Consider the following 23,858-nt stretch of genomic DNA (forward strand, 5'->3'; position numbering starts at 1 on the left):
TAACGTCGCGATGCTCGTTCCAGGATGTGTTCTCTGCCGGTTTCGGCAACCCGTTCGCCGATACCGTGCGCGACCTCAGCAACAGCGGAGAACGGACGCGGCAAAACAACTCGCAATGACGGGAATCCACGGACATGGACGAACAACCTCTCGGCAGCAACTACCGCCTGGGCCCGCAGATCGGCGCCGGCCGGATGGGGCGGGTGTACCTGGGCAGGCACGTCGATGGGCGCGAGTTCGCGGTCAAGAAGCTGCGCAGCGACCTGAGCGACGACAGCGGCATCATCGCCCGGTTCCACCAGGAGTGGGCCATCCTCCAGAAGCTGGAGGGGCCGAACCTCGTCCGGGTGCACGACCTGGTCGTCGAGGGCGAGACCGTCGCGTTCGTCATGGACCTGGTGCCCGGCGGTGATCTCCGGCAGGTGCTGGAGGCCACCGGACGGCTGCTGCCGTCCGAGGTCGCGCGGATCGGTGCCGGCATCGCGCGGGCACTGGCCGCCGCCCACGCCCGCGGCGTCGTGCACGGGGACGTCAAGCCCGAGAACGTCCTGATGGATTCCAGCACGGCGGAACGCGTCCCGAAACTGACCGACTTCGGCATCGCCACGGTGGTCGCGTCCGCGGGCACGCGCACCAGCACCTCGCGGGTCGGCACGGTGGAGTACATGGCACCGGAGACGGCGGCCGGCGGACCCGCGTCCTCCACAGTGGACGTGTACGCGCTGGGCATCGTCCTCTACGAACTCAGCTGTGGTGTCACCCCGTTCGCGTCGCCGTCGATCCCGCAGACGTTGATGGGACATGCTCAACTGCTGCCGGGCAAACCTCCCGGCATCGCCGAGGAGCTCTGGGCCGTGATCGCCCAGCTGCTGTCGAAGAACCCGCTCGCCCGGCCGGACGCCGGCGTGGTCGCGGGCAGGCTGGACGAGCTCGCGATGGTCCTTCAGCAGCGCAACGCCCCGGTCGCGGAGCACCTGGTGGCGCCGCCTCCCGGACGACCGATCGGCAACGAGGCGGAAACGTTGCTGCCCGGGGCTTTCCCGCACGCCACCCCGCCTCCGCCTCCCGCGAGGAGATCCCTGATGCGCAAGCTGCGAGTGGCCGGTGTGATCGTGGTGGTCGCGGCGATCGCCGCGACCGGCACGTACCTCTTCGCGTCGGGCAGCGAGAACGAGCCCGGCGCCGCGGGACCGCGGGACTCCGGAGGTGTCACCGGGACGAAGGTGACCGGTCCGACCACGACCACGACCGTGACGCCCACGTCGACTCGGGTGACTCAGCTCAGCGAGATGCCGGATCTCGTGGGCAAGCTGCTGGGAGACGCGCGGGACGCGCTGCCGGTGGACCTCGAGGTCGCCGTCGACGAGGCCTTCGACAACACCAAGCCGGACGGCACGGTGACGAAGCAGGACCCCGAACCCGGTGCGGCGGTGGGCAAGAAGGTCACCCTGACGGCCGCCAGGCCCGCCTACACCGTCTACCTCGACTCGCTGCGACCGATCGCCGGCGGCTGGGCCAACACCCAGGGCGAGATAGTCGGCATGGTCGGGAAGTCCTATCCCCACTCGCTCTTCGACCGGGTGAACACGTGCTCGGAGAAGGGCTCCGTGGAGTACAACCTCTCCAAGGGCTACCGGAGGTTCGTCGCCACGTCGGGACTGAGCGACGACTCGTCCTACGCGGACCTGAACGTGCAGTTCGAGATCTTCGCGGACGAGGGACGACTGCTCAAGACGGCCGTGGTCAAGTTCGGCGAGGTGGTCGACTTCGACCTGGACGTCACGGACGTGCTCAGGTTGAAGATCCAGTGGCAGCCCGCCCGGTCGAGCAAGGGCTGCTACAGCACGAACGCCTGGGTGCTCGGGAACGCCAAGCTGCTCGGCGTGGCCGGCGAGGTACCGACCTCCGGGCTGCCTCCGACGTCCACTCGCGACTCCGCGACCACGACCACCACCACGACGAGGTAGACCGTGCTCGAGGTCAGCGCCGGCGGGCGCACGTGGACGTTCCCGGTGGGCGCCGGCGTGCTGATCGGCCGCGGTGCGGAGTGCGACGTCGTGCTCGACGACCCGCGGGTGTCCCGGGTGCATCTGCGGGCCGACTACGACAACGGCTGGGTGCTCCACGACCAGAGCAGCGGTGGCACGCGGATCGGGACCCGGCTCGTCCGCGAGCACCGCCTCGAAGGCACGGTGACACTGCTCCTGTCCAGCAGCTGCGAGGTGTCGCTGCGGGATTGCCGCACCAGGTCGGTCAGCATCGGCCGGTGGGCGGGCAACGACGTGGTGCTGGACGACCCCCTGGCATCCCGCCGGCACGCGATCGCGGCGTGGGAGGGCGACGGGTGGCGGATCACCGCGCTGGGCGAGAACCCCGTGCTGCTCCACGGGAACCCGGTCGGTGACGAACTCGTCCGGCCTGGTGCCGCACTCACGTTCGGCGCCACGGACGTCGCCGTCACCGCAGACGGTTTCACCCCCGCCGCGGGCGCACGCCGGCTCGTCGTGCGGGAGGTCGAGCACCAGTTGCCAGGCGGACGGCGGTTGTTGTCCGGAGTGGATCTCGACGTCGGGCCCGGTGAGCTCGTCGCGGTGATCGGCCCGTCCGGGGCCGGCAAATCCACTTTTCTCAAGGTGCTGACCGGGCAGCTGGCTCCCAGTGCCGGATCCGTGTCGTTCGACGGACACGACGTGCACGCGGGCGGCGACGAAGTGCGGCGGCGCATCGGTGTGGTGCCGCAGGAGGACGTGCTGCACACCAAGCTCACGGCCCGCGACGCGATGCACTACGCGGCACGTCTGCGTCTTCCGGTGGACACGTCGCGAGGCGAACGTCGTGACCGCGTGGGCGTCGCTCTGTCCGAAGTGGACATGCAGACGCACAGGACGACCCGGCTCAGCAGGATGTCGGGCGGCCAGCGCAAGCGGGTGTCGATCGCGTTGGAGCTGATCACCGAACCCCCGCTGCTCCTGCTGGACGAGCCGACGTCGGGACTCGATCCGGCGCTGGACCGGCAGGTGATGTCGGGGCTGCGGAAGATCGCGAACGCGGGCCGGGCAGTGGTCGTGGTCACGCACAACCTCGCGTGCCTCGACATCTGCGACCGGATCCTCCTCCTCGCGCCCGGTGGCGTGCCGTTGTACTCGGGGCCACCGGCGGACCTCTTCGGCCACTTCGGCACCCACGACTGGGCGGAGGTGTTCGAGGCCGCCGCAGAGCACCCGCTCCCGACGACGCCACCTCCGTCCAGAACAGAGCCTCCCCGCCTCGCAGCGGCCCCTCGGAAGGTCGCCCGGCCTTGGCTGCACCAGGCGGCAACGCTGGTGTCACGGCACTTCCGGCTGATCACGGCCGATCCCGCCTACGCGCTGTTCCTGCTGCTGCTTCCCGTGGCGCTGGGACTGCTCGCGCTCGTCGTCCCCGGCACCGGTGGCCTTGGTCCTCCCGACGCCGAGCAGCCCCACGAGGCGGGACAGATCCTGGTGCTGCTCTTCGTCGGCGCGGCTTTCGCGGGTGGGGCGGGTGCCGCGCGGGAGGTCGTGGCGGAGCGGGCGATTCTCCTCCGAGAACGGGCGGCGGGCCTTGCTCCCCGGGCCTACACGCTGAGCAAAGCCGTGGTCTTCGGGATCGTCAGCGCGGTGCAGGCCACCGTTCTGGTCGCGGTCGCCGTCCGGGTCAAACCCGGTCCTGCCGACGCGGTGGCGCTCGACAACGCCGTGGTCGAACTCGGGCTCGCGCTGTGGTGCACCGCGTTCGCGTCGGCCGGCATCGCGTTGTTCGCCTCGGCGGTGGTCCGCAGCGGCGAACAGGTGATGCCCGTCCTCGTGGTGACGGTGATGCTGCAGCTCGTGCTGTGCGGCGGGATGATCCCGGTGACGGAACGCCCGGTGCTGGAACAGCTCTCCTGGGCCGCCCCGAGCCGCTGGGGCTACGCCGCCGGAGCGTCCGTGGTCGACCTGACGGAGCGAGCTCCGGGATCGACGAAGGACTCGTTGTGGGAACACGAACCCGAGTCCTGGTCGATCGCGGTCTCAGCGCTGCTCGGTCTGACGCTCCTGCCGCTGTGCGGGCTGGGTCGCAGGGTGCGCCGGCTCCGTCAGGACTGACCGGCGTCCCACCCGAAGCCGTACGACAGCTGCGGTTCCAGGTTGTCGAAACTCGTGTGCACCTCTCCGAACCTGTTGGGAACGACGAGGTCGCCCGTCCACACCGGATCGTCGAGTTCCAGGGGGAGGATGCCGGACAACCGCCACACCCGGTGAGGGCGCAGCACCGCGCCGAACCGGACGTGCAGGGAGAACCTGTCGCACTGGTACTTCGGCGTGCAGACGTAGTGCGGAGCTATGCCGCGCTCCGGCGGCACCTTCACCCGGAACGCGTACTCGTGCTCGTCACCGCGAGCCAGGGGTTCCGGCAGGCGCAGCACGAACCCGATGCGGTTGCGCGCCTTCATCGTCCCGGCGCTGAGCTCACCGCCGTGCAGCAGGTCGACGCCCAGGTCCTCGACGCTGCCGGCGCCGGTCCAGTCCGGCGGAGGGGTCAGCGTCAGGCCGACCTCGACCTCCTCGACGCCGTCCTCCCCCGCGACGATCCTGCGGGTCTCGTACACCTCCGGCACCCGCAGGTCGAAGCTGATCACCGCCCGCAGGTCCAGGGTGTGCCAGGGCGGCCGCTTCCGCACGTCCACCAGCCGCCGGGTCTCGAGCGCGAGCTGGGCGAGGCGGACCAGCGCGCTGTCGATCCTGCGCTGGACCGTGCGCCGGTCGACGAACGCCGAGTCCGCGATCTCCTTGATCCGCTCCTGGTACATCCGCGGCGTGGCGGAGTCGAGCCCCAGAGCGGCGCGCAGCAGCTTCTGCTGGTCCTGGTGACACTGGTCGATCAGTGCGTTCAGCTGGTCTCGAACCTTGCGGCGGATGCGCTCGCCGGTGTCACCGGCCTCGACACCGCACACCCGTTGCAGGACGCGTCCGACCCGTGCGCCGATGTCGTCCGTCTCCACGCCATGGCCTTTGCGCAGAGCCTTCAGCTCACTCACGAGCTGTTCGGCGGGCACACTCATCGCACCTCCGGCAGGACAACGGGCGTGGAGTTTAGTGTCACCGATCAGGCGACACCCGGGTTCGTTGTCCAGTCCTGGAACGAGACCACCCGAACGGAGCCGATGACCTGTCCAGTTCCGGTCCGTCACGCCGGGCGGCCAGCCCCACACGCCTGACGTGCGACGTTCGTAGTGAGCCGAACGGGGCATTTCTGGAATCGCGCGTCCCGAATCCGCGCTGACCTCCTCTAATGACTCTGACGGGCCCCTGCACCCGCGCGACGTGCGCGGGCATCGCCCGCTGAGAGTTGGAGGAATCCGTGTTCCTGGGTTCACGATCACGCCTGCGCACCGCGGTCATCGCCGCGGTCGTGGGCGCCGGTGCGCTGGCGGCGGCCACCCCTGCCGCGGCCGCCCCTGCCGCCGCCGGCAACCGCTCGTACCTGGTCATCACGGCGCCCGGTGCCACCTCCGGTGCCGCGTCGGCCGTCGCCACCAACGGTGGTGTGGTGTGGACGAGCTACGACGCGATCGGTGTCATCGTCGCGCATTCGACGGCCACCGACTTCGCGACCAGGATGCGGGCCGTGTCCGGGGTGCAGAAGGTCGGTGCCACGCGCACGACGGACGTTCCCGCCGAGGCCGCGACCCAGCCGATTCCGGCCAGCCCCTCGCAGGCGGCCCAGCCGAGCACCGAGCCGGTGCGTTCGGACATGACGCAGATCGGCGCCGACAAGGCGTGGGCGGTCAACCCGGGCTCGCCCAACGTCAAGGTCGGCGTGCTCGACACCGGCGTCGACGACCTGCACGCGGACCTCGCCCCGAACTTCGACGCCGCCAACTCCGCGTCGTGTGCTTACGGCAAGCTCGACACGCGCACCGGTTCGTGGCGGGACACGGACACACACGGCACGCACGTCGCCGGCACGATCGCGGCCGCCAAGAACGGCAAGGGCATGGTCGGTGTCGCGCCGGGCGTGAAGATCGCGTCGGTGCGCATCGCGGAGAAGCCGAGCGGGCTGTTCTTCGCCGAGAACACCATCTGCGCCATGGTCTTCTCCGGTGACCGCGGCTTCGACGTGACCAACAACAGCTACTACACCGACCCGTGGCTGTTCAACTGCCCGAACAACGCCGACCAGGACGCGATCCTCGAAGGCGTGAAGCGCGCGGTGGCCTACGCCGAGGGCAAGGGCGTGCTGAACGTCGCCGCGGCGGGCAACGAGAACTACAACCTCGCCAACAAGACCACGGACTCGACGAGCCCCAACGACTCGACGCCCGGCCAGCGCAACGTCACCAACGCCTGCCTGAGCGTCCCGACCGAGGTTCCCGGCGTCGTCAGCGTCGCCTCGATCGCGTCGAACAACGGCAAGTCGTCGTTCTCGAACTACGGCACCGACAAGATCCACATCGCGGCGCCCGGCGACAGCGTCTACTCGACGGTCCCCGGCGGCCGCTACGGCTCGAAGTCCGGCACGTCGATGGCCTCCCCGCACGTCGCGGGCGTCGCCGCGCTGCTCAAGTCGACCAACCCGACGGCCACCCCGGCGCAGCTCAAGACGTTGCTCGCCACCCAGGCCGACGACCTGAGCTGCACCGACAGCCGGTGCTCCGGCACCGCGGCGAAGAACAACTTCTTCGGCGAGGGCCGCGTGGACGCGCTGGCCGCGGTCCAGGGCACGCCGCCTCCCGGCCGTGAGTTCGAGAACACCGCCGACGTGGCCATCCCCGACACCAACACGCCCGTGACCAGCTCCATCACGGTCTCGAACGTCACCGGCAACGCCCCTGCGACGCTCAAGGTCGACGTCAACATCGTGCACACCTACCGCGGTGACCTGGTCGTCGACCTGATCGCCCCGGACGGGTCGGTCTACTCGCTGCAGAAGTCCAGCAACGACTCGGCCGACAACATCGTCACGACCTACACCGTCAACGCCTCCAGCGAGGTCGCGAACGGCACGTGGAAGTTGCAGGTCAGGGACGTGGCGCGGCAGGACACCGGCTACATCAACTCCTGGAAGCTGACCTTCTAGGACGGCATTCGGAGGAACCTCGGCGGCCGCGGCTAACCAACGGCACCACCTGCAGCGATAGCAGTGACGTGGAACCGGATCTGTGGTCGTCGGCCGCCGCGGCCCTCGACGAGCACGAACACGCGTTGGTGATGGCCAGGCTGGCGGGCACGATCGTCGGTCCTGGCCAGACCTCGCGCCTCGCCCGCGGCGAACGCGACGTCGTGTTCCTGCTGCCCGACCGGCTGGTGCTCGTGCGGCCGGACCCCTTCTGGACCGGCTCGTACGACCGCAAGCAGATCATGCGCATCATGCTCGCCGCCGGACACGTCCAGTTCGACGTGACCGGCGGCGACAGCGTGGAGTTCTGGATCGACACCGAGCTGTCGCCCCCCGATCAGTTCATCGAGCAGGCCGAGACCTGGCTGGCGCCGCGCAAGAGCTCCGCGAGCGGCGCGATCATCGGGTTCGGGCTCGCGATCATCATCGCGTTCCTGTTCATCCTCGGGCCGGTCGATCTCATCCCCTCCGACGGCAGGCTCACCGTCAAGTCGAGCTGTGGGGACTTCCTGCGGGCAGGCGGCGACGAGCAGATCGAGCTGCTCAGGCGGTTGTTCGGGCAGGTCGGCAGGCCGGACGAGGCGAACAAGCCGATGACGCTGGACGCGTCGAAACGGCATTGCGGCGAGAACAGCGGCGCGACGCTGGACTCGCTTGTCACCGGCAAGTGAGCCCAGGACCTGCGTCGAGGTCTGGTTCGATGAGAGTCGCGCCTGAGGTGGTTCCTGGTGGTGCGGCCGGGCGGCCCGCATACCGGAGTCGTACGTGGGTCGTCCGGCCGTGCCGCCAGGGGCCGCCTCAGGCCCGGCTATCGCGGATCAGACCTCGACGCAGGTCCTAGAGTGCTGGTGTGTTCGACACCCGCCAGCTCGAGGTCTTCGCTACGGTCGCGCGGACCGGTTCGTTCAGCGCCGCCGCCCGGCTGCTGCACTGCACCCAACCGGCCGTCAGCCAGCAGATGCGGGCGCTGGAACGGCAGGTCGGCGGGCCGCTGTTCGTGCGCACGGGCCGCGGGCTGCACCTGACCGAGGCCGGGCGCATCCTCGCCGAACGCGGCTCGGACCTGCTCGACCAGCTCGCGACGACGCACCAGCAGGTCAGTGCGATAGCGACGCACGACATCGGCACGATCCGGATCTGCGCGTTCCCCAGCGCCAACGTGTCGCTGGTACCTGCGGCGGCGGCGATATTGGCCGAGGAACGGCCCACGTTGCGGCTCGAACTGGTCGAGGAGGAGCCGCCGGACTCGTTCGCGCTGCTCCGGCGCGGTGAGGTCGACCTGGTGCTGAGCTTCAGCTACCTGGACGAACCGCAGGACGAGGCGACCGTGAACGGCATGCTGAGCGTGCCGTTGCTGCGGGAACCGCTCGCGTTGCTGGTGCCGGCGGGACACCGGCTGGCGGGACGCGAGAAGGTGTCGCTGACCGAGGCGGCGGAGGAACGCTGGATCGCCGGTTGCGTGCGGTGCCAACGGGCGCTGCACCTGGCGTGCGACAAGGCGGGGTTCGTACCGGACATCACCTGCTCGACCGACGACAACCTGGCCATCCAGAGTCTCGTCACCGCAGGTCTGGGCGTTGCGCTGGTGCCTCGGCTGCTGTTGTCGTTCCTCCAGCACCCCGGGCTGACGACGGTCGAGGTGGAGTCCGCGGCGCAACGGCTGACGTCGCTGTACACGTGGCCGGACCTGATCCAGCTGCCGATCATGCGGGCGACGGTGGACGCGCTCATCTCCGCGGCCGGGCGGGCATAAGCGCGGCTTATGGGGCCCCAAGGGATGGCCCTCTACTGCTGTTAGCTCGCGCTGGTCATGGTTGTCAGCATGGGCATCGTCAGGACCACTCCGCGCACCGCCGACTCGGTCCTGCCCGGATTGTCCCTGGTCGCGGCCGGTGTCGCGACCTCGATGACGGTGTCGTGGCTGCAACCGTCGATCAGCGCGTTGACGATCGCCGTGCTGCTGGGCGCGATCGTGGCGAACGTCGTGACGCTGCCCGCGTCGATGTCCCCTGGGATCAAGCTCGCCGGACGGCGGCTGCTGCGGCTCGGCGTGGTGCTGCTCGGGTTGAAGCTCGTGTTCCAGGACGTCCTGAAGCTCGGTTACGAGATCTTGTTGCTCGCCGCCGTCGCCGTCGTGGTCACGTTCGTCGTGACGCGCTGGCTCGGGCGGTTGCTCGGCGTCGGTGAGGGTCTCTCGCTGCTGATCGCGACGGGCTTCTCGATCTGCGGCGCCTCGGCCGTGGCCGCGATGAACTCCGTGCGGCAGCAGGACGAGGAGGACGTGGCGAAGGCGCTCGGCCTGGTCACGTTGTTCGGCACGGTGGCGATGTTCAGCCTGCCCGCGTTGTTCCCGCTGACCGGCCTCACGCCCGCGCAGTACGGCGTGTGGGCGGGCGGCAGCGTGCACGAGGTCGCGCAGGTCGTGGCCGCCGCCGGGCCGGTGAGCGGCGCGCTGGCGATCGCCGTCGCGGTGAAGCTGACGCGGGTCGTGCTGCTCGCGCCGATGCTCGCCGCCGTGAGCTTCGCCGAACGCCTCAAGTACCCGGCGTCCGGTCAGCGCCCGCCGATCGTGCCGTTGTTCGTGGTCGGGTTCCTGGTGATGGCCGGGGTGCGGGCGACCGGGCTGCTGCCCGAGGTGGTGCTGTCCGCGGCGACGTTCATCGACACCGTGCTGCTGGCGGCGGGCATGTTCGCGCTCGGCACGGCGGTGAAGTTGCGTTCCCTAATGCGTTCCGGCCCTGCGGTGCTGCTGCTGGGCCTGCTCTCGACCACGGTGATCGTCGTGCTCGTGCTGACCGGCACGGTGCTGATCGGCTGATCGCCTCGTTCCTCAGAGGAGGACCCGCTCATGACGCACAGCCTGCTCTCCCCCACGGCCACGCTTCTGGTGGGTTCGCTCCGGGCCGCGATCACGCGCGGCGGTTCCCAGGAGGCCGTCGCGGCACGGGTCGCGCGGACCCTGGAAGGTCACCTCACCGACCCGTTCCTGCTGAGCGCGACGCAGCGCGAGCCGGATCCGACGGCGTACCGGCAGCACGTGCTGCACGTCGAACCGGACGGGTCGTTCTCCGTCGTCGCGCTGGTGTGGTTGCCGGGTCAGGAGACCTGCATCCACGACCACGTCTCGTGGTGCGTCGTCGGGACCTACGTCGGCGAGGAGGAGGAGACGACGTACCGGCTGCGCGAGAATCGGCTGGTTCCGTTGCGCGTCAACAAGACGCCCGAGGGGGTGGCGGCGTACCTGGTGCCGCCCGGGGACATCCACAAGGTGTGCAACAACTCCAGCTCGGTCGCGATCTCGATCCACGTGTACGGGGCCGATGTGAGCGTGCTGGGGACGAGCATCCGGCGGAGGTACGACCAGCCCGTCAGCGGGTGATTCCCCTTGCTATCGCCTGGGTGGCGAACTCGATGAGGTGAGCGGGCTTGACCCGGTTGATGCGGGCGCCCTGCAGCAGCAGGTCGTCCGCCAGGCCGATCAGCGAGTCCCAGACCCAGTGCGGCAGGGCCGGGTCGTCGATCAACTCCTGGCCGGTCGCCCGCGCCGTCTCGTCGAGCGTCTTCGCCAGTGCCTTGAGGGTCTTGCGGTAGTCCTGCGCGGAGTTCGTGACCTCCTTGCCGCGGCGGCCGCCGGAGAGCACCTTGGCCTCCCACTGCGCCGCCGACCGGCCGAACCGGCGCCACAGGTCGGTGATCTGCGGCTCGATCTCCTTGAGCACGCCCGCGATGCCGAGGTCCCGGTTCACGCTTTCGAGCGTGCGTTGGAGCTCCTCCAAGCGGCGTTCCATCAACGCCGCGAAGACGTCCTCCTTGCCGGAGAAGTACTGGTAGACGGTGCCGGAGCTGACGCCTGCCCCGACCGCGATCGCGCGCATGGTCAGGCCCGCGTAGCCCTGCTCCTCGACGATCAGCTCGGCCGACGCGAGGATGTCGCGCCGCCTGCCTTCCGCGTCACCCCAGGCCGTTTGCTCGGTGCTCACGATCCCGAAGCCTACTTTGAACAACGTTCAGAAGCATATTGAACGTTGTTCGGTTTACTCCTACCCTCGGTGACGTGGACCACCTCGACCGGCTCGAAGCCGACAGCGTCGACATCTTCCGCGAGGCCGTCGCGGAGTCCGAACGACCGGTGCTGCTCTACTCGATCGGCAAGGACAGCTCGGTGTTGCTCCACCTGGCGCGCAAGGCGTTCCACCCGTCGCCGCCGCCGTTCCCGTTGCTGCACGTCGACACCACGTGGAAGTTCCGCGAGATGATCGCGTTCCGGGACGCGACGGCGGCGTCGCTGGGACTGCGGCTGATCGTGCACCGCAACCCCGACTGCGTGGCGGCGGGCATCAACCCGTTCGACCACGGCTCGGCCCGGCACACCGACCTCTGGAAGACCCAGGGCCTGCGCCAGGCCCTCGACGAGCACCGGTTCGACGTCGCGTTCGGCGGCGCCCGGCGGGACGAGGAAGCCTCGCGCGCCAAGGAAAGGGTGTTCTCGTTCCGCACCGCGCAGCACCAGTGGGATCCGCGCAACCAGCGCCCCGAACTGTGGCGCCTCTACAACACCCGCGTCGCGCCCGGCGAGAGCATCAGGGTGTTCCCGCTGTCGAACTGGACCGAACTCGACGTGTGGCGCTACGTCGAACGCGAGCGGATTCCCGTGGTGCCGCTGTACTTCGCGGCCCCGCGCCCGGTGGTCGACCGGGACGGCGCGCTGATCATGGTCGACGACGACCGGATGCCGTTGTCCGAAGAACCACGACTGGAGCTGGTGCGGTTCCGCACGCTCGGCTGCTACCCGCTCACCGGCGCGGTGCGCAGCGAGGCGCGGACGGTCGCGGACATCGTCGAGGAGATGCGCACCGCGACGACGTCGGAGCGGCAGGGACGGGTGATCGACCACGACCAGAGCGGCTCGATGGAGCGCAAGAAGCGGGAGGGGTACTTCTGATGGAGCTTCTGCGGTTCATCACCTGCGGCAGCGTGGACGACGGCAAGAGCACGCTGATCGGACGCCTGCTGTACGAGTCGAAACTGCTCTACGCCGACCATCTCGCGGCCCTGGAAGCGGATTCCCGGCGGGTCGGGACGCGGGGTGACGAACTGGACTTCGCGCTGCTGGTCGACGGGCTGGCGGCGGAACGGGAGCAGGGCATCACGATCGACGTGGCGTATCGGTTCTTCGCGACCGAGGCCCGGCGGTTCATCGTCGCGGACACACCGGGGCATGAGCAGTACACGCGGAACATGGCCACGGGGGCGTCCACGGCTGATGCGGCGGTGCTGCTGCTGGATGCGCGCAAGGGTGTGCTGGAGCAGACGCGGCGGCATGCGCGGATCGTGTCGTTGCTGGGCATCCGGCACGTTGTGGTGGCGGTGAACAAGCTGGACCTGCTCGGGTACTCGCGGGAGGCGTTCGAGACCGTGCGGGCCGAGTTCCCCGGCACCACCTGCATCCCGATGTCCGCGACCGACGGCGTCAACGTGATCGGGCGCAGCGAGCGGACGCCCTGGTACGACGGCCCGACCCTGCTGCAGTGGCTGGAATCGGTGGTCATCCCCACCGAGCCGGACGGGCCGTCGCGGTTCCTCGTGCAGTGGGTGAACCGGCCGAACGCCGAGTTCAGGGGTCTGTCGGGGCGTGTGCTGGGCGGGGTGCTGCGCCGCGGCGAGGCGGTGCGCCTCGGCCAGCGGACCACGAGCGTGGCGCGGATCGTCACGATGGACGGCGACCTGGACGAGGCGCCGGCCGGATCCTCGGTGACGGTCGTGCCGGCGGACGACGTCGACGCGAGCCGCGGTGACGTGCTGGGCGCGGCGGACGACCCGCCGGGCCTCGCCGCCGCGTTCGAGGCCCACCTCGTGTGGATGGACGACACGGCACTCATGCCCGGCCGCCAGTACCTCGCCAAGATCGGCGCGCGCACGGTCGGCTGCACCGCGACGAAACCGCTGCGGCTCAACGAGATCGGTGTCGACACCGTGCACTTCGACGCGCCGGTGCCGTTCGAGACGTACGCGGACAACCGCGACCTCGGGTCGTTCATCGTGCTCGACCGGCTGTCCAACGCGACGGTCGGCGCCGGGATGATCATCCGCGCGGTGAGCCCGTCGAACCTGCGCTGGCAGGCGCTGACCGTGGACAAGGAGGCCAGGGTTGCGCGCAACGGGCACCGGCCGTGCGTCGTGTGGCTGACGGGGTTGTCCGGGGCGGGGAAGTCGACGATCGCGGACCTCGTCGAGAAGGCGTTGCACGCGGAGGGGCGGCACACGTTCCTGCTGGACGGTGACAACGTGCGGCACGGGCTCAACTCCGACCTCGGGTTCAGCGACGCCGACCGGGTCGAGAACATCCGGCGGATCGCCGAGGTGGCCGCGTTGATGGTCGACGCCGGGTTGATCGTGCTGGTGTCGTTCATCTCGCCGTTCCGGGCGGAACGGGCGCTGGCACGCGAACTGGTCGGGGAGAACGAGTTCTGCGAGGTCTTCGTCGACACGCCGCTCGACGTGGCCGAGCAACGCGACCCGAAAGGCTTGTACCGCAAGGCTCGCCGGGGTGAGCTGGCGAACTTCACCGGCATCGACTCGCCGTACGAGCCGCCTCTCGACCCCGAAGTGCGACTCGACACCACGGCGCTCGCACCGCAGGAGGCGGCCGAGGTCGTGCTCCGCCGGCTTCGTGCGCTCGGCGTCTGTTGAACGTTGTCCAGAATCGTGTACGTTCCACTAGAACACGTTCTAAATTCGGGAGGCTCGCGGTGCCTGATCAGGCGTGGTCGCAGTTCTGCCGGGCGTTGGAGAAGGCCGGCGAGGTGGTCCTGTCCGAGCACGCGCCGGACACGCCGCTCGACCGGGCGGAGGGTTACCGGTACCTCTCCCGGCTGACGCGGGAGATGCTGTACTCCTGCCTGGACAACGCCGATCCCGACTTCCCGCGGTTCCACGAGCTCGACCTCGTGAAGATCGGCGCGGACAACCCCGACAACGTCTACCTGTCGGCCAACATCCGGGGTGATCGCGAGTACCGGATCACCGGGACGCGCGGCACGATCGCGTACTTCAGCATCGGATCGAAGGCCAACCGGTACGCCAAGGACGGCACGATGGCGTCGACCGGCGAGCTGTCCGACGCCGGCCTCGCGATCGCGCCGGACGGCACCGTGGAGATCATCGCGAGCGCCACCGAGCACAGCGGGAACTGGTTACCGCTCGCCCCCGACTCGACCGGCCTCGTGGTGCGCCAGACGTACCTGGATCGTTCGTCGGAGGTGCCCGGTCAGTGGCACGTCGAGCAGATCGGCGGACCTGCGGAACCTGCTTCTCTCACGCCCGAGTTCCTCGCGAAGGCGTTGCAGCGGGCGGCTTTGTCGGTGCACGGCACCGCGGCCACGTTCGCGCACTGGACGCGCACGTTCATGAAGCGCCCCAACGAACTGCCCGACTTCGGGCAGGAGATGTTCCAGCGCGCCGGGGGCGATCCGGAGATCTTCTACCTGCACGGCTACTGGACGCTCGCGCCCGGCGAGGCGTGGGTGATCGAGACCGACGTGCCGGACTGCCCGTACTGGAACTTCCAGCTGAGCAACTGGTGGATGGAGTCGCTGGACAACCGCCGGGCCATCACCGTCAACAAGCACACGGCGTCGTTGACCGACGGGCGCCTGACGATCGTCGTGGCGGCCTCGGATCCCGGTGTGGGCAACTGGATCGACACCTGCGGCCACACGTCCGGCACCGCGTTGCTGCGCTGGCTCGGCGCGACCGAACACCCGATCCCGAAATGCCGCGTGGTCCCCTTGGAGGAAGTCCAATGACGGTCACCACCGAGTTGAACGTCTCGAAACTCGTGGAGCGGGCCTGTGTCAAGACAGGGCTCGCGGACTTCGGCGACGACTGGTTCCGCGAGCCGCTCGACGTGCTCGTGTCGAGCCTGAACACCGAGGCTTCGCTGTCGCCGCTGGGGTTCGAGCTGACCAGGCACCGGCTGACGGCGTTGCTCTCGGACCGGTTGCGGTTGCGCGAACTCCAACGTCTGCACCCCGAGGTGCTCGACGTCGAGGTGCGGGTGGCGGCCGAGATCTGCGGGCTGCCGCGCACCGGGTCGACGTTGCTGCACCGGCTGCTGGCCGCCTCGCCGCAGGTGACGTCCACGCTGTCGTGGGAGGTCGCCTACCCGCTGCCGTTCCCCGGCGAGGGACCGGACGCGGAGCAGCGCAAACACCGCGCGCAGGAACGGATGCAGGTGTTCGCGCAGCTCTCCCCCGACTTCGGCGACCTGCACACGGTCGTGTGGGACGGGCCGGAGGAGGACGTGATCCTGCTGGACCGGACGTTCGTCTCGATGAGCTTCGACTCGTTCTACTGGGTGCCCTCGTACGGCGACTGGCTGCGGTCCGCCGACCAGCGCCCCGCCTACCGCGAGCTGCGCGAGTGGTTGCAGGTGCTCCAATGGCAGCAGGCCGATCGCACGCTGCCGTGGGTGCTGAAGTCGCCGCACCACCTGACCGCCGTCGACACCGTGCTGGACGAGTTCCCCGACTGCAAGATCGTGATGACGCACCGCTCCCCGGTCAACGCCGTGCCGTCGTACGCGTCGATGGTGCGCGCGATGTCCTCGCAGTACAGCGAGAACGTCAACGCGGTCCAAATAGGACAGTACTGGTCGGGCCGGTTCGCGCGGACGTTGCGCGGCTTCGCCTCGGCCAGGTCCGCGCGCCCCGGCCGGTTCGTGGACGTGCGGTTCGCCGACACCGTCAGCAAGCCGCTCGACGTGGCCCGCCAGGTGCTGGACGCGCTGGGCCTGCCTCCCGGCCCCGCCGACGACGCCGCGTTCGAGGCCTACCTGTCCCGCAACCGCACCGAACGGCACGGTTCGCACTCCTACGCACCGGCGGAATTCGGGTTGTCCGAAGACCAGCTCCGCGCCGACTTCGCCTTCTACTCGGAGGTCTACCTGTGATGCTGCAAGACGAGGTCGTGGTGATCACCGGCGTCGGCCCCGGCCTGGGCTCGAAGCTCGCCGTCCGCGCCGCAGCCGAGGGCGCGAAGGTCGTGATGGCCGCCCGCTCCGCCGACGTGATGACACAGGTCTCGAAGGAGGTCGCGGCGGCCGGAGGGGAGGCGATCGGCGTGCAGTGCGACGTCCGCCGCCCGGACGAGGTGGCGCACCTGGTCTCCACCGCCGTCGACCGCTTCGGCACGATCACGGGCCTGGTGAACTCGGCGTTCGGCCACCCCGGCTGGTTCGATCTGCTGGACACGCCCGAGAAGGCCGTCCGCCGCTCGATGGACATCATCCTGTTCGGCGCCATGAACGTGACGCGCGAGGTCGTGCCGCACATGAAGGCGGCCGGGCGCGGGTCGATCGTCAACGTAGGCACGATGACCACCCGCAAGCCGATGCGCGGCGAGGGCGGCTACGCCGTGGCGAAGGCCGCGATGGCGACGGCGACCCAGTTCCTGGCGCTGGAACTGGGCGAGCACGGCATCCGCGCCAACCAGGCCGTGATGGGCTGGCTCGACGGCCCGGGCGTGCGCTTCTACCTGAAGTTCACCGCCGAGGCGCGCGGCATCACCGAGCAGGACGTCTACGACGAGATCGCCGCCCGCAACCCGCTGGGCCGCATCCCGACCGACGACGCGTGCGCCGGTGCCGTGCTGTTCCTGTTGTCGCGCCTGGCCTCCGAGGTGACCGGCGCGGTGCTGGACGTCAACGGCGGGGAGTACATGCCGGCATGAGTCATCTCATCGAGTCCGTCGTGGTGGAGATCCCGGCACCGGCCGCGTTCGTGTGGGACGTGCTGCTCGACTACCCGCACTATCCACAGTGGAATCCTTACACCCTGGCGGTGTCCACTACTTTGGAGGTCGGTTCGCCGATCGATCTCACGTTGCCCCGGCCCGACGGCGGGGAGGGGACGTTCTTGAGCCGCGAGTTCATCCGGGTGGTGGCGCCGCCGACGTTGCTGCGCTACGACACCGGGGAGACGTTCCCGGGGCTGCTCGGCGTGCGGGACCAGGTGATCACGCCGCTCGGTGCGGACCGGTGCAGTTACCGGACGTTCGAGATGTTCACCGGCAAGTACGCGGACGCGGTGTTCGCGGCGCAGGGTGCGTACGTCAAGCAGGGCTTCGACTCGGTCGCGCACGCTCTGGTGGCACGGGTCGAGGCGCTGAGCCGCAGGTGAGTAGTTGTACCGATGCCCGTTCGGGCCGGTAGCGGCACTCTCGACTTGTGAACGACACCAAAAGTCACACAGGGGCGGGAGTGGCGGGCTTCGCCACCACTCTCGGGCTGTTGTTGCTCACCTTTCTGGCCATGCGCAACGACGCGCTGGAGTCGCTCGGGTGGCAGGGCGGCCAGTACGCCTACGCGTTCGTCTGGATCGCGCTCGGTTCGGTGGTGGCCGGGGTCGTGCTGAAGGTGCGGTCGCCCGCACCGTGGCGGGCGTTCGGCACGGGGTTGATCATCGGCGGCACGTTCGGCGTGGTGCTGCTGATCGCGTTCTTCATCCTGGTCGCGTACGCCCTGTCGAACCTGTCGGTGCCGTGAGCGCCCGCGTCGCCGCGGCGAGCGGGTTCGCCGTCGTCGCACTGTTGCTGGCGTTGACCGTGACGAGTCTGGTGACCGCCGCCCTGCCGGCGAACTGGGCAGGCGTCGAGCTCGCCGCCTTCTTCTTCATCGCACTCGGTGCGGCGCTTGCCGGTCCGCTGATCAGGACCGGCGCCGCCGGGGCGTGGCGGGCGGCGGCCAACGGCATGATCCTGGCCGGTGTCTTCGGCCTGGTGCTCTGGGTGACGCTGGTGACGACGATCTTCCTGTTCCTCGGGGACTGACCGGCTACAGCATCTGCGAGAGCCCTCGCAGTGCTGCGGCGATCTGCTCGCGATGCCCCTCCAGGGTGGCCCTGGTCACCCCGTCCGCAGCAGCCTTCGCGACGTCATCCGTCGCCACCTTGAGCACCGCGCTCATCGCGGCGGCCTGCACCCGCACCTCGATGGCGTCCCTGGCCATCCCCGCGCGCCGGGCCAGCACGTCCGCGAGCGCGTCCTCCGCCCGTTCGCGCAGCATCAGGTACGCGGCGCGCAACGCACGTTCGTTCTGGGTCAGGCGGACCACCGCGAGGACGGCCTCGATGTCCTCGTCGGAGGCGGCGTCGAGCAACGGCGTGTAGGCCTCGCGCAGGTGGTCGATCAGTTCGAGTTCGCGCGGCCAGGCCCGGACGACCGCGCAGAACGCGTCGACCATCTTGGTGAGCAACGGTTCGACACAGGCTTCCTTCTGCGGGAAGTAGCGCCAGAACGTGCGCTCGGAGACCCCCGCTGCCTGCGCGATCTGCTCCCCCGATGTGGCCGCGACGCCCTGCTCCGCGAACAGGCGCACGGCGTGCCGGGAGAGGTCGAGGCGCTGACGCTGACGTTGCTCATCGCTGACCGGCGGCCGACCCCGGCGCGGCTTTTGCGTCACAACGTCCGTCATCGGGCGATTCAACCACACGACCGAGCACATTTATTGGCACCATCTGCCATTTAGCGCTACGTTCGGTGCATGAGCATTGACGCAGAGCGCTTGCAGCTGCCGCTGGCCAGGCCGAACGTCCTCGATCTCGCCCCGCTCTACGAGGTCCTGCGGCGGGAGGCGCCGATCGCGCCGGTGACCACGCCCGCGGGCGACCCGGCGTGGCTCGTGACCCGGTACGAGGAGGTCAAGCTGCTGCTGGGCGACAAGCGCTTCGGCCGTTCCCACCCGGAACCGGAGAAGGCGTCGCGCATCTCGACCTCGGCCGTGCAGGACGGCCCGACCGGCGAGTACGCGACCGAGGAGGCCGACCACACGCGGATGCGGCGCCTGCTCACGCCGGCGTTCTCGGCCAAGCGGATGCGGATGCTGGGCGAGAACATGGAACGCCTGGTCGACGCCTGCCTCGACACGTTGATCGCGGAACACGCCGAGACCGGCGTGGTCGACCTGCACCGCGGGCTCGCGTTCCCGTTGCCCGTGGCCATGATCTGCGGCCTGCTCGGCGTGCCGGAAGAGGACAACGAGCTGTTCGCGTCGCTGTCCGAACGCATGGCCAGCACCGAGATCGGCGAGGAGGCCCACCAGGCCCGCGAGGAGTTCTTCCGCTACATGGTCGGGCTCGTCGAGGGCAAGCGCGGCCAGCTCGGCGAGGACGTGATCTCCGACCTGGTGCGCGCGCAGGCCGAGGACGAGTCGTTCGACTACGTGCAGATGGTGCGCCTGTGCGTCGGCCTGCTGTTCGCGGGCCACGAGACCACGGTCAACCGCATCGGCCTCGGCGTGCTGTTCCTGCTCACCGACCGCTCCCGCTGGGACGCCCTGGTCGCCGACCCGGACGGCCGCGTCGACGCGGTGGTCGAGGAGGTCATGCGCCTCGGCGCCCCCGGTGACCTCGGCCTGCTGCGCTACGCCAAGGAGGACGTCGACCTCGCGGGCGTCACGATCCACGCCGGCGACGCGCTGGTCCTGTCGATCAACGCCGCCAACCGCGACGTGACCGTCTACTCCGAGGCCGAGGAGTTCAACCCCGACCGTCCGGAGAGGACGCACCTCGGCTTCGGCCACGGCGCGCACTTCTGCATCGGCGCCTCGCTGGCCCGCACCGAACTGCGCGTGGTGTTCCGCGCGCTGGCCCAGCGCCTGCCGGAGATGCGCCTGGCCAAGGAACTCGACCAGTTGCAGGTCCGCGCGACGCTCACCGGTGGCGTCGCCGAACTGCCCGTGACCTGGAGGTAGCAGCCGTGAAGGTAGTGGTGGACCAGGGGAAGTGCGTCGGCGCGGGGCAGTGCGTGCTCGCGGCGGACGACGTGTTCGACCAGCGAGACGACGACGGTCTCGTCGACCTGCTGGACGCGAGCCCGCCGGCCGAACGGCTCGCGGACGTGCGGCACGCGGCGGCGGTGTGCCCGGCGTCGGCGATCGCGGTCGAGGACTGAGCGTGGTGCGGCCGGGCCTGCCCGGCCGCACGTCGTTCCCTGCCCGCGCGGGCACCAACCCCGTCGCGAACCCGGCGCCTGTGCTGTCGTGGAAGGCATGAGCGCAGGTGTCTCCGGCAGGATCAGGTGGGAACACACGGATCGGGTCACCGGCACCAGACTGCTGTTCCGCGAAGTCACGATCGCCCCCGGCGGCGACACCGGCTGGCACTACCACCAGGGCCTGCTCGTCGGGAAACTCGTCGAGGGCCGCCTCACCCACCAGGAACGCGACCACCGCCACACCTACGAAACCGGCGCGGTGATCGTCGAGTGGCCCGGCGCCGACAAGGTCCACATCGGACTCAACGAGGGTGACGTCCCGCTCGTGCTGGAGGTCCTGTACATCCTGCCGAACGGCGTGCCGCTCGCCGTCGAGGCGCCGTCACCCGAGTTGCGCGCCCGCGTGCAGCAGCACTGAGCGCACCCAGCGGTGGGCCGGGTCCGTGCTCAGCCGCGGGTGCCAGACCATCGGGTACTCGAACGTCCGGAACTCCTCCGGCCCGGCGCCCTGCACGACTCCTACCGCGACCTGCGGGAGTGGCTCGTCAGTCCTTCATGAGCGGCTCGAACAGCTTCGAGCCGTCCGCCTTGCCGACGTAGCAGTAGATCAGCCGGTCCGAGCTGCGGTACCCGTTCTCCGTCTTGACCTTCCACGCCTCGGCGGTCGGGATGATCACCCAGTACCGCAGCGTCTTCTCCTTGTCCTGCCCGGTCACCTCGTCGGACAGGAACGTCTTCGTGCACCCGGTGCCGCCGATCTTCGTCAGCTCCTCGACACCGGGGTACGGGACGTCCTTCTCGATCTCGGTGTTGGCCAGCACGGTGTCGAGCACTTCGGTCTCGTGCTCGGCGTAGCAGCCGACGCGGTCCTTGATCTCGATCTTGCGCACGTCCTTGGCCGGCGTCCAGTTGAGGCAGGCGTCGGGGACCGACCACAGCGAGTCGTGCTTCAGGTCGCCGTCGGGACCGAGCGTCAGCACGGGCTGCATGGCGGCGGTGCTGGCCGGACCGGGGGCGAGGCCGCCGATGCCGCCGAGGCCGATGTTGTCGATCATCGGCTTGAACACGGTGAAGTACAGCAGCACCAGCGCGCCGACGAGGAACAACGGGGTGAGCACCGCCGACAGGAACATCCCGACCGAACGCTTGCGGCGCGGCGGCACGTGCACGGACGGGGCGGGCGCGAACTGGCCGATCACCACCGGCCCGGACGTGGGCGGCGGCCCGAACGTGCCTCCACCGGTGGTGCCGTTCGGCTTCGGGAGGTCGGGCCTGAGCATCGGACCGGCAACGGTGGGCTGACCGTCCACCACGGGTCCGGTGTGGACGGTCGGCCGGGTCGGGTAGAGCTCGGCGACGACCAGGGCGTGCTCGATCAGCTTGTGCGCCTGGGCGACGCTGGGCCTGCGTGCCGGGTCCGGGTCCATCAGGCCCCGGATCAGGTCGCCGAGCGGGCCGAGGACCTTGGGCACCGGGCGTTCGCTCATCACCGCGAGGATCGTCGCCGAGGTGGTGGGGCGGTCGAACGCGCCGCGGCCCTCCACGGCGAAGAAGAGCGTGGCGCCCAACGCCCACAGGTCCCACGAGGGTGAGGCGTCGCCGCCCGCGAGGCGTTCCGGGGACATGTAGGCGGGCGAGCCGATCAACGTGCCGGTGGCGGTCAGCCTGGGGTCGTCGACGGACTGGGCGATGCCGAAGTCGGTGAGCTTCGCGGTGCCCCTGCCCGGCACCATCACGTTGCCGGGCTTGACGTCCCGGTGCACCACGCCCGACTCGTGCGCCGCTTCGAGGGCCGCCAGCAGCTGCCCGGCGAGCGTCGCGGCCGCGCGGGTGGTGAGCGGGCCGGACTTCTCGACGAGCGACTCCAGCGTGGGAGCGTTGATCAGCTCCATCACAATGAACGTCTGGCCGTCCTCGGAGATGAGGTCGTAGACCGTGACGACAGCGGGGTCCTGCAGCTGGCTCGCGATGCGCGCCTCGCGCAGCACCCGTTCCTGGTAGACCGCGCGCTCTCCGTCGGGAACGTTGCCGGGCAGCAGCAGTTCCTTCACGGCGACGTCGCGGCCGAGGACCGTGTCCTGGCCGAGCCACACGGCCCCCATGCCGCCCCGCCCCAGCTCCCGGACCAGCCGGTAGCGTCTGTTCCCCACCTCGCGCATGCGCGGCAGTCTGTCACCCGGTCCAGTGACGTACACGGGCACCGTCACCTGACGGGCGCGACCGCCGGGCCCTCGTACCTAACGTCGCGCGGCGTGAGACGACTGACGAAGCTGTTGGCCACAACGCTGCTCCTGACCGGCCTGACCCCGTTGGCACCGGCCTCGGCCGCCACGCCGGGCTGCGCACCGGTGGCGGTCACCGCCCCGGCCGGCGCGAAGATCGAGTCCGTGGACGCCGTGAGCCGTGACGCGCACTGCGAGATCACCGTGACGCTCACCCACACCGACGACCACGTGAAGGTCGTCATCGGCCTGCCACAGACCTGGAGCGGGCGGCTGCAGGGCGTTGGCGGCAGCGCTTACGCCGCCGGCGACACCGGTGCCCCGTTCTTGAAGGCGCTCCAAGACGGCTACGCGGCCGTGACCACCGACGCGGGCGTGCTCGACGGCCTGAACGCGAGCTGGGCGGTCAAGAACGGTCAGCTCGACCAGACCCTGCTGACGAACTTCGCGACGCGTTCGGTGCACGAGGCGGCCGTCCTCGCGAAGCAGGTGGTGCGCAAGCACTACCAGCGTTCCGCCACCTACTCCTACTGGAACGGCTGCTCGACCGGCGGCCGCCAGGGTTACGCCGAGGCCCAGAACTTCCCCGGCGACTACGACGGCGTGCTGGCCGTCGCCCCGGCCGTGAACTGGTCGCAGTTCGCCGTGGCCACCCTCTGGCCGCAAACCGTGCAGTACAACGACAAGCACATCATCGGCAACTGCGTCTTGGAGGCGTTCCGGCAGGCCGCCGTCGACGCGTGCGACGCCTCCGACGGCGTGACGAACCGGATCGTCGACCGCCCGGACCGGTGCGGCTACGACCCGCGCCGGCTGATCGGCACGAAGATCCTGTGCGACGGTGCGGAAGTGACCGTGTCGAAGGCCGACGCCGACGTGATGCGCAAGATCTGGGACGGCCCGACCGACGAGCGCGGCCGCAGCCTCTGGCCGGGCCTGCCGAAGGGCGCCGACCCGGTGTGGCTCGCGGGCACGATCCCGGGCTTCCCGCTCCCCGGTTTCTCGACCCCCGGCTTCCCGGTGGCCCAGCTCTGGGTGCAGAACTTCCTGCTGAAGCAGCCGGGCTTCGACACGTCGTCGTTGACCTACGCCCAGTTCCGCGACCTGTTTCGCCAGTCCGTGCGCGAGTTCGACAGCTCCATCGGCACCTCGAACCCGGACCTGTCCGCGTTCCGCCGGGCAGGCGGCAAGCTGATCACGTGGGTGGGCACCAACGACCAGCTCATCCCACCGGGCGGCACCCTGACGTACCGCGTGCAGGTGGAACGCCGCATGGGCAACGTCAACGACTTCTACCGCCTCTTCACCGCCCCCGGCGTCGACCACTGCCTGGGCGGCAACGGCCCCCAGCCGACCGACCCGCTGAAGTCGCTGGTCGACTGGGTGGAACGGGGCAAGGCCCCCACCACCCTGCCCGCCGCCACCGCGGACACCCGCCGCGACCTCTGCCTCCACCCCCGCACGTCGCGCTACGTCCACGGCGACCCGAAGGTGAACTCCAGCTACCTCTGCCTCTAGAACTAGTCA

General features: G+C 69.7%; 24 protein-coding genes. 19 read left to right on the plus strand and 5 right to left on the minus strand.

Annotated elements, in window-relative coordinates:
- The first annotated feature begins 134 nt into the window (after positions 1–134).
- Together JNUCC0626_RS20395 and JNUCC0626_RS20400 are read left to right on the plus strand one after the other, a co-directional pair.
- The gene (locus JNUCC0626_RS20395) at positions 135–1,967 is read left to right on the plus strand and encodes a protein kinase domain-containing protein (protein ID WP_394621368.1); all 1,833 of its coding nucleotides are present in this window, start codon (positions 135–137) and stop codon (positions 1,965–1,967) included.
- Positions 1,968–1,970: 3 nt separating this feature from the next.
- Positions 1,971–4,106, plus strand: coding sequence for an ATP-binding cassette domain-containing protein (locus tag JNUCC0626_RS20400; protein ID WP_394621369.1), 2,136 nt, complete (start codon positions 1,971–1,973; stop codon positions 4,104–4,106).
- Here the strand turns inward: JNUCC0626_RS20400 and JNUCC0626_RS20405 are convergent.
- On the minus strand, positions 4,097–5,062 hold the full coding sequence (locus tag JNUCC0626_RS20405; protein WP_394621370.1) for a hypothetical protein: 966 nt from the start codon (positions 5,060–5,062) through the stop codon (positions 4,097–4,099). The genes JNUCC0626_RS20400 and JNUCC0626_RS20405 overlap by 10 nt on opposite strands.
- Positions 5,063–5,361: 299 nt before the next feature.
- Between JNUCC0626_RS20405 and JNUCC0626_RS20410 the strand changes: the two genes are divergently transcribed.
- The 5 genes from JNUCC0626_RS20410 (at position 5,362) to JNUCC0626_RS20430 (ending at position 10,498) form a co-directional block, all read left to right on the plus strand.
- Positions 5,362–7,080 (plus strand): S8 family peptidase, encoded by a 1,719-nt coding sequence (locus tag JNUCC0626_RS20410; protein ID WP_394621371.1) that lies wholly within the window; start codon positions 5,362–5,364, stop codon positions 7,078–7,080.
- A gap of 68 nt (positions 7,081–7,148) precedes the next feature.
- Positions 7,149–7,790 (plus strand): hypothetical protein, encoded by a 642-nt coding sequence (locus JNUCC0626_RS20415; RefSeq protein ID WP_394621372.1) that lies wholly within the window; start codon positions 7,149–7,151, stop codon positions 7,788–7,790.
- Positions 7,791–7,969: 179 nt separating this feature from the next.
- Positions 7,970–8,872, plus strand: a complete 903-nt coding sequence (locus JNUCC0626_RS20420) for a LysR family transcriptional regulator (RefSeq protein WP_394621373.1) — start codon at positions 7,970–7,972, stop codon at positions 8,870–8,872.
- Positions 8,873–8,941: 69 nt separating this feature from the next.
- Positions 8,942–9,937, plus strand: coding sequence for a YeiH family protein (locus JNUCC0626_RS20425; protein WP_394621374.1), 996 nt, complete (start codon positions 8,942–8,944; stop codon positions 9,935–9,937).
- Positions 9,938–9,967: 30 nt separating this feature from the next.
- Positions 9,968–10,498 carry a cysteine dioxygenase gene (locus tag JNUCC0626_RS20430; RefSeq protein WP_394621375.1) on the plus strand — a complete coding sequence of 177 codons (531 nt, stop codon included), beginning with the start codon at positions 9,968–9,970 and terminating at the stop codon, positions 10,496–10,498.
- Here the strand turns inward: JNUCC0626_RS20430 and JNUCC0626_RS20435 are convergent.
- Positions 10,488–11,099, minus strand: coding sequence for a TetR/AcrR family transcriptional regulator (locus tag JNUCC0626_RS20435; protein ID WP_394621376.1), 612 nt, complete (start codon positions 11,097–11,099; stop codon positions 10,488–10,490). The two genes, JNUCC0626_RS20430 and JNUCC0626_RS20435, sit on opposite strands and share 11 nt — an antisense overlap.
- 74 nt (positions 11,100–11,173) lie before the next feature.
- Between JNUCC0626_RS20435 and cysD the strand changes: the two genes are divergently transcribed.
- The 8 genes from cysD to JNUCC0626_RS20475 are packed head-to-tail and all read left to right on the plus strand — an operon-like array spanning position 11,174 to position 17,946.
- A complete protein-coding gene (gene cysD, locus JNUCC0626_RS20440; RefSeq protein ID WP_430623500.1) occupies positions 11,174–12,061 on the plus strand; it encodes a sulfate adenylyltransferase subunit CysD in 888 nt (295 codons plus the stop codon).
- Positions 12,061–13,809, plus strand: coding sequence for an adenylyl-sulfate kinase (gene cysC, locus JNUCC0626_RS20445; RefSeq protein ID WP_394621378.1), 1,749 nt, complete (start codon positions 12,061–12,063; stop codon positions 13,807–13,809). The genes cysD and cysC overlap by 1 nt, the downstream gene beginning before the upstream one ends.
- Before the next feature lie 59 nt (positions 13,810–13,868).
- Positions 13,869–14,924: a DUF1214 domain-containing protein gene (locus tag JNUCC0626_RS20450; RefSeq protein WP_394621379.1), complete on the plus strand. Its 1,056-nt coding sequence runs from the start codon at positions 13,869–13,871 to the stop codon at positions 14,922–14,924.
- Positions 14,921–16,069, plus strand: coding sequence for a sulfotransferase family protein (locus JNUCC0626_RS20455; protein WP_394621380.1), 1,149 nt, complete (start codon positions 14,921–14,923; stop codon positions 16,067–16,069). The genes JNUCC0626_RS20450 and JNUCC0626_RS20455 overlap by 4 nt, the downstream gene beginning before the upstream one ends.
- Positions 16,069–16,848, plus strand: coding sequence for an SDR family oxidoreductase (locus tag JNUCC0626_RS20460; protein WP_394621381.1), 780 nt, complete (start codon positions 16,069–16,071; stop codon positions 16,846–16,848). Before JNUCC0626_RS20455 ends, JNUCC0626_RS20460 begins: the two co-directional genes overlap by 1 nt.
- A complete protein-coding gene (locus JNUCC0626_RS20465) occupies positions 16,845–17,297 on the plus strand; it encodes an SRPBCC family protein (RefSeq protein ID WP_394621382.1) in 453 nt (150 codons plus the stop codon). The genes JNUCC0626_RS20460 and JNUCC0626_RS20465 overlap by 4 nt, the downstream gene beginning before the upstream one ends.
- A 47-nt stretch (positions 17,298–17,344) precedes the next feature.
- A complete protein-coding gene (locus JNUCC0626_RS20470) occupies positions 17,345–17,662 on the plus strand; it encodes a hypothetical protein (RefSeq protein WP_394621383.1) in 318 nt (105 codons plus the stop codon).
- Entirely contained in the window at positions 17,659–17,946 is a 288-nt protein-coding gene (locus tag JNUCC0626_RS20475) for a hypothetical protein (RefSeq protein WP_394621384.1), read from the plus strand. Before JNUCC0626_RS20470 ends, JNUCC0626_RS20475 begins: the two co-directional genes overlap by 4 nt.
- A 4-nt stretch (positions 17,947–17,950) precedes the next feature.
- On the opposite strand, the gene JNUCC0626_RS20480 is transcribed toward JNUCC0626_RS20475, so the two are convergent.
- The gene (locus tag JNUCC0626_RS20480; RefSeq protein ID WP_394621385.1) at positions 17,951–18,589 is read right to left on the minus strand and encodes a TetR family transcriptional regulator; all 639 of its coding nucleotides are present in this window, start codon (positions 18,587–18,589) and stop codon (positions 17,951–17,953) included.
- A 69-nt stretch (positions 18,590–18,658) separates the two neighbouring features.
- Here JNUCC0626_RS20480 and JNUCC0626_RS20485 point away from each other — a divergent pair, with 69 nt between their 5' ends.
- The 3 genes from JNUCC0626_RS20485 to JNUCC0626_RS20495 all read left to right on the plus strand — a co-directional run bounded on the left by JNUCC0626_RS20485 (position 18,659) and on the right by JNUCC0626_RS20495 (position 20,527).
- Positions 18,659–19,867 carry a cytochrome P450 gene (locus tag JNUCC0626_RS20485; RefSeq protein ID WP_394621386.1) on the plus strand — a complete coding sequence of 403 codons (1,209 nt, stop codon included), beginning with the start codon at positions 18,659–18,661 and terminating at the stop codon, positions 19,865–19,867.
- Between the two features lie 5 nt (positions 19,868–19,872).
- Positions 19,873–20,067 (plus strand): ferredoxin, encoded by a 195-nt coding sequence (locus JNUCC0626_RS20490; protein ID WP_382444937.1) that lies wholly within the window; start codon positions 19,873–19,875, stop codon positions 20,065–20,067.
- 97 nt (positions 20,068–20,164) lie between these two features.
- Positions 20,165–20,527, plus strand: coding sequence for a cupin domain-containing protein (locus tag JNUCC0626_RS20495; protein ID WP_394621387.1), 363 nt, complete (start codon positions 20,165–20,167; stop codon positions 20,525–20,527).
- Here the strand turns inward: JNUCC0626_RS20495 and JNUCC0626_RS20500 are convergent.
- Together JNUCC0626_RS20500 and JNUCC0626_RS20505 are read right to left on the minus strand one after the other, a co-directional pair.
- The gene (locus JNUCC0626_RS20500) at positions 20,492–20,623 is read right to left on the minus strand and encodes a hypothetical protein (RefSeq protein ID WP_394621388.1); all 132 of its coding nucleotides are present in this window, start codon (positions 20,621–20,623) and stop codon (positions 20,492–20,494) included. The genes JNUCC0626_RS20495 and JNUCC0626_RS20500 overlap by 36 nt on opposite strands.
- A 31-nt stretch (positions 20,624–20,654) precedes the next feature.
- Entirely contained in the window at positions 20,655–22,268 is a 1,614-nt protein-coding gene (locus JNUCC0626_RS20505) for a serine/threonine-protein kinase (RefSeq protein WP_394621389.1), read from the minus strand.
- Positions 22,269–22,361: 93 nt separating this feature from the next.
- On the opposite strand from JNUCC0626_RS20505, the gene JNUCC0626_RS20510 reads away from it, so the two are divergent.
- Positions 22,362–23,849 (plus strand): tannase/feruloyl esterase family alpha/beta hydrolase, encoded by a 1,488-nt coding sequence (locus JNUCC0626_RS20510; protein WP_394621390.1) that lies wholly within the window; start codon positions 22,362–22,364, stop codon positions 23,847–23,849.
- The last annotated feature ends 9 nt before the right edge of the window (positions 23,850–23,858 follow it).

The sequence above is a fragment of the Lentzea sp. JNUCC 0626 genome (genome assembly GCF_043632865.1).
GTDB lineage: Bacteria > Actinomycetota > Actinomycetes > Mycobacteriales > Pseudonocardiaceae > Lentzea.

Excerpts from the sequence above, each read along its gene's own strand:
- JNUCC0626_RS20395 (WP_394621368.1), top strand. The coding sequence starts at position 135 with ATGGACGAACAACCTCTCGGCAGCAACTACCGCCTGGGCCCGCAGATC.
- JNUCC0626_RS20405 (WP_394621370.1), bottom strand. The coding sequence starts at position 5,062 with ATGAGTGTGCCCGCCGAACAGCTCGTGAGTGAGCTGAAGGCTCTGCGC.
- JNUCC0626_RS20425 (WP_394621374.1), top strand. The coding sequence starts at position 8,942 with ATGGGCATCGTCAGGACCACTCCGCGCACCGCCGACTCGGTCCTGCCC.
- JNUCC0626_RS20430 (WP_394621375.1), top strand. The coding sequence starts at position 9,968 with ATGACGCACAGCCTGCTCTCCCCCACGGCCACGCTTCTGGTGGGTTCG.
- cysC (WP_394621378.1), top strand. The coding sequence starts at position 12,061 with ATGGAGCTTCTGCGGTTCATCACCTGCGGCAGCGTGGACGACGGCAAG.
- JNUCC0626_RS20455 (WP_394621380.1), top strand. The coding sequence starts at position 14,921 with ATGACGGTCACCACCGAGTTGAACGTCTCGAAACTCGTGGAGCGGGCC.
- JNUCC0626_RS20460 (WP_394621381.1), top strand. The coding sequence starts at position 16,069 with ATGCTGCAAGACGAGGTCGTGGTGATCACCGGCGTCGGCCCCGGCCTG.
- JNUCC0626_RS20465 (WP_394621382.1), top strand. The coding sequence starts at position 16,845 with ATGAGTCATCTCATCGAGTCCGTCGTGGTGGAGATCCCGGCACCGGCC.
- JNUCC0626_RS20480 (WP_394621385.1), bottom strand. The coding sequence starts at position 18,589 with ATGACGGACGTTGTGACGCAAAAGCCGCGCCGGGGTCGGCCGCCGGTC.
- JNUCC0626_RS20485 (WP_394621386.1), top strand. The coding sequence starts at position 18,659 with ATGAGCATTGACGCAGAGCGCTTGCAGCTGCCGCTGGCCAGGCCGAAC.
- JNUCC0626_RS20495 (WP_394621387.1), top strand. The coding sequence starts at position 20,165 with ATGAGCGCAGGTGTCTCCGGCAGGATCAGGTGGGAACACACGGATCGG.
- JNUCC0626_RS20505 (WP_394621389.1), bottom strand. The coding sequence starts at position 22,268 with ATGCGCGAGGTGGGGAACAGACGCTACCGGCTGGTCCGGGAGCTGGGG.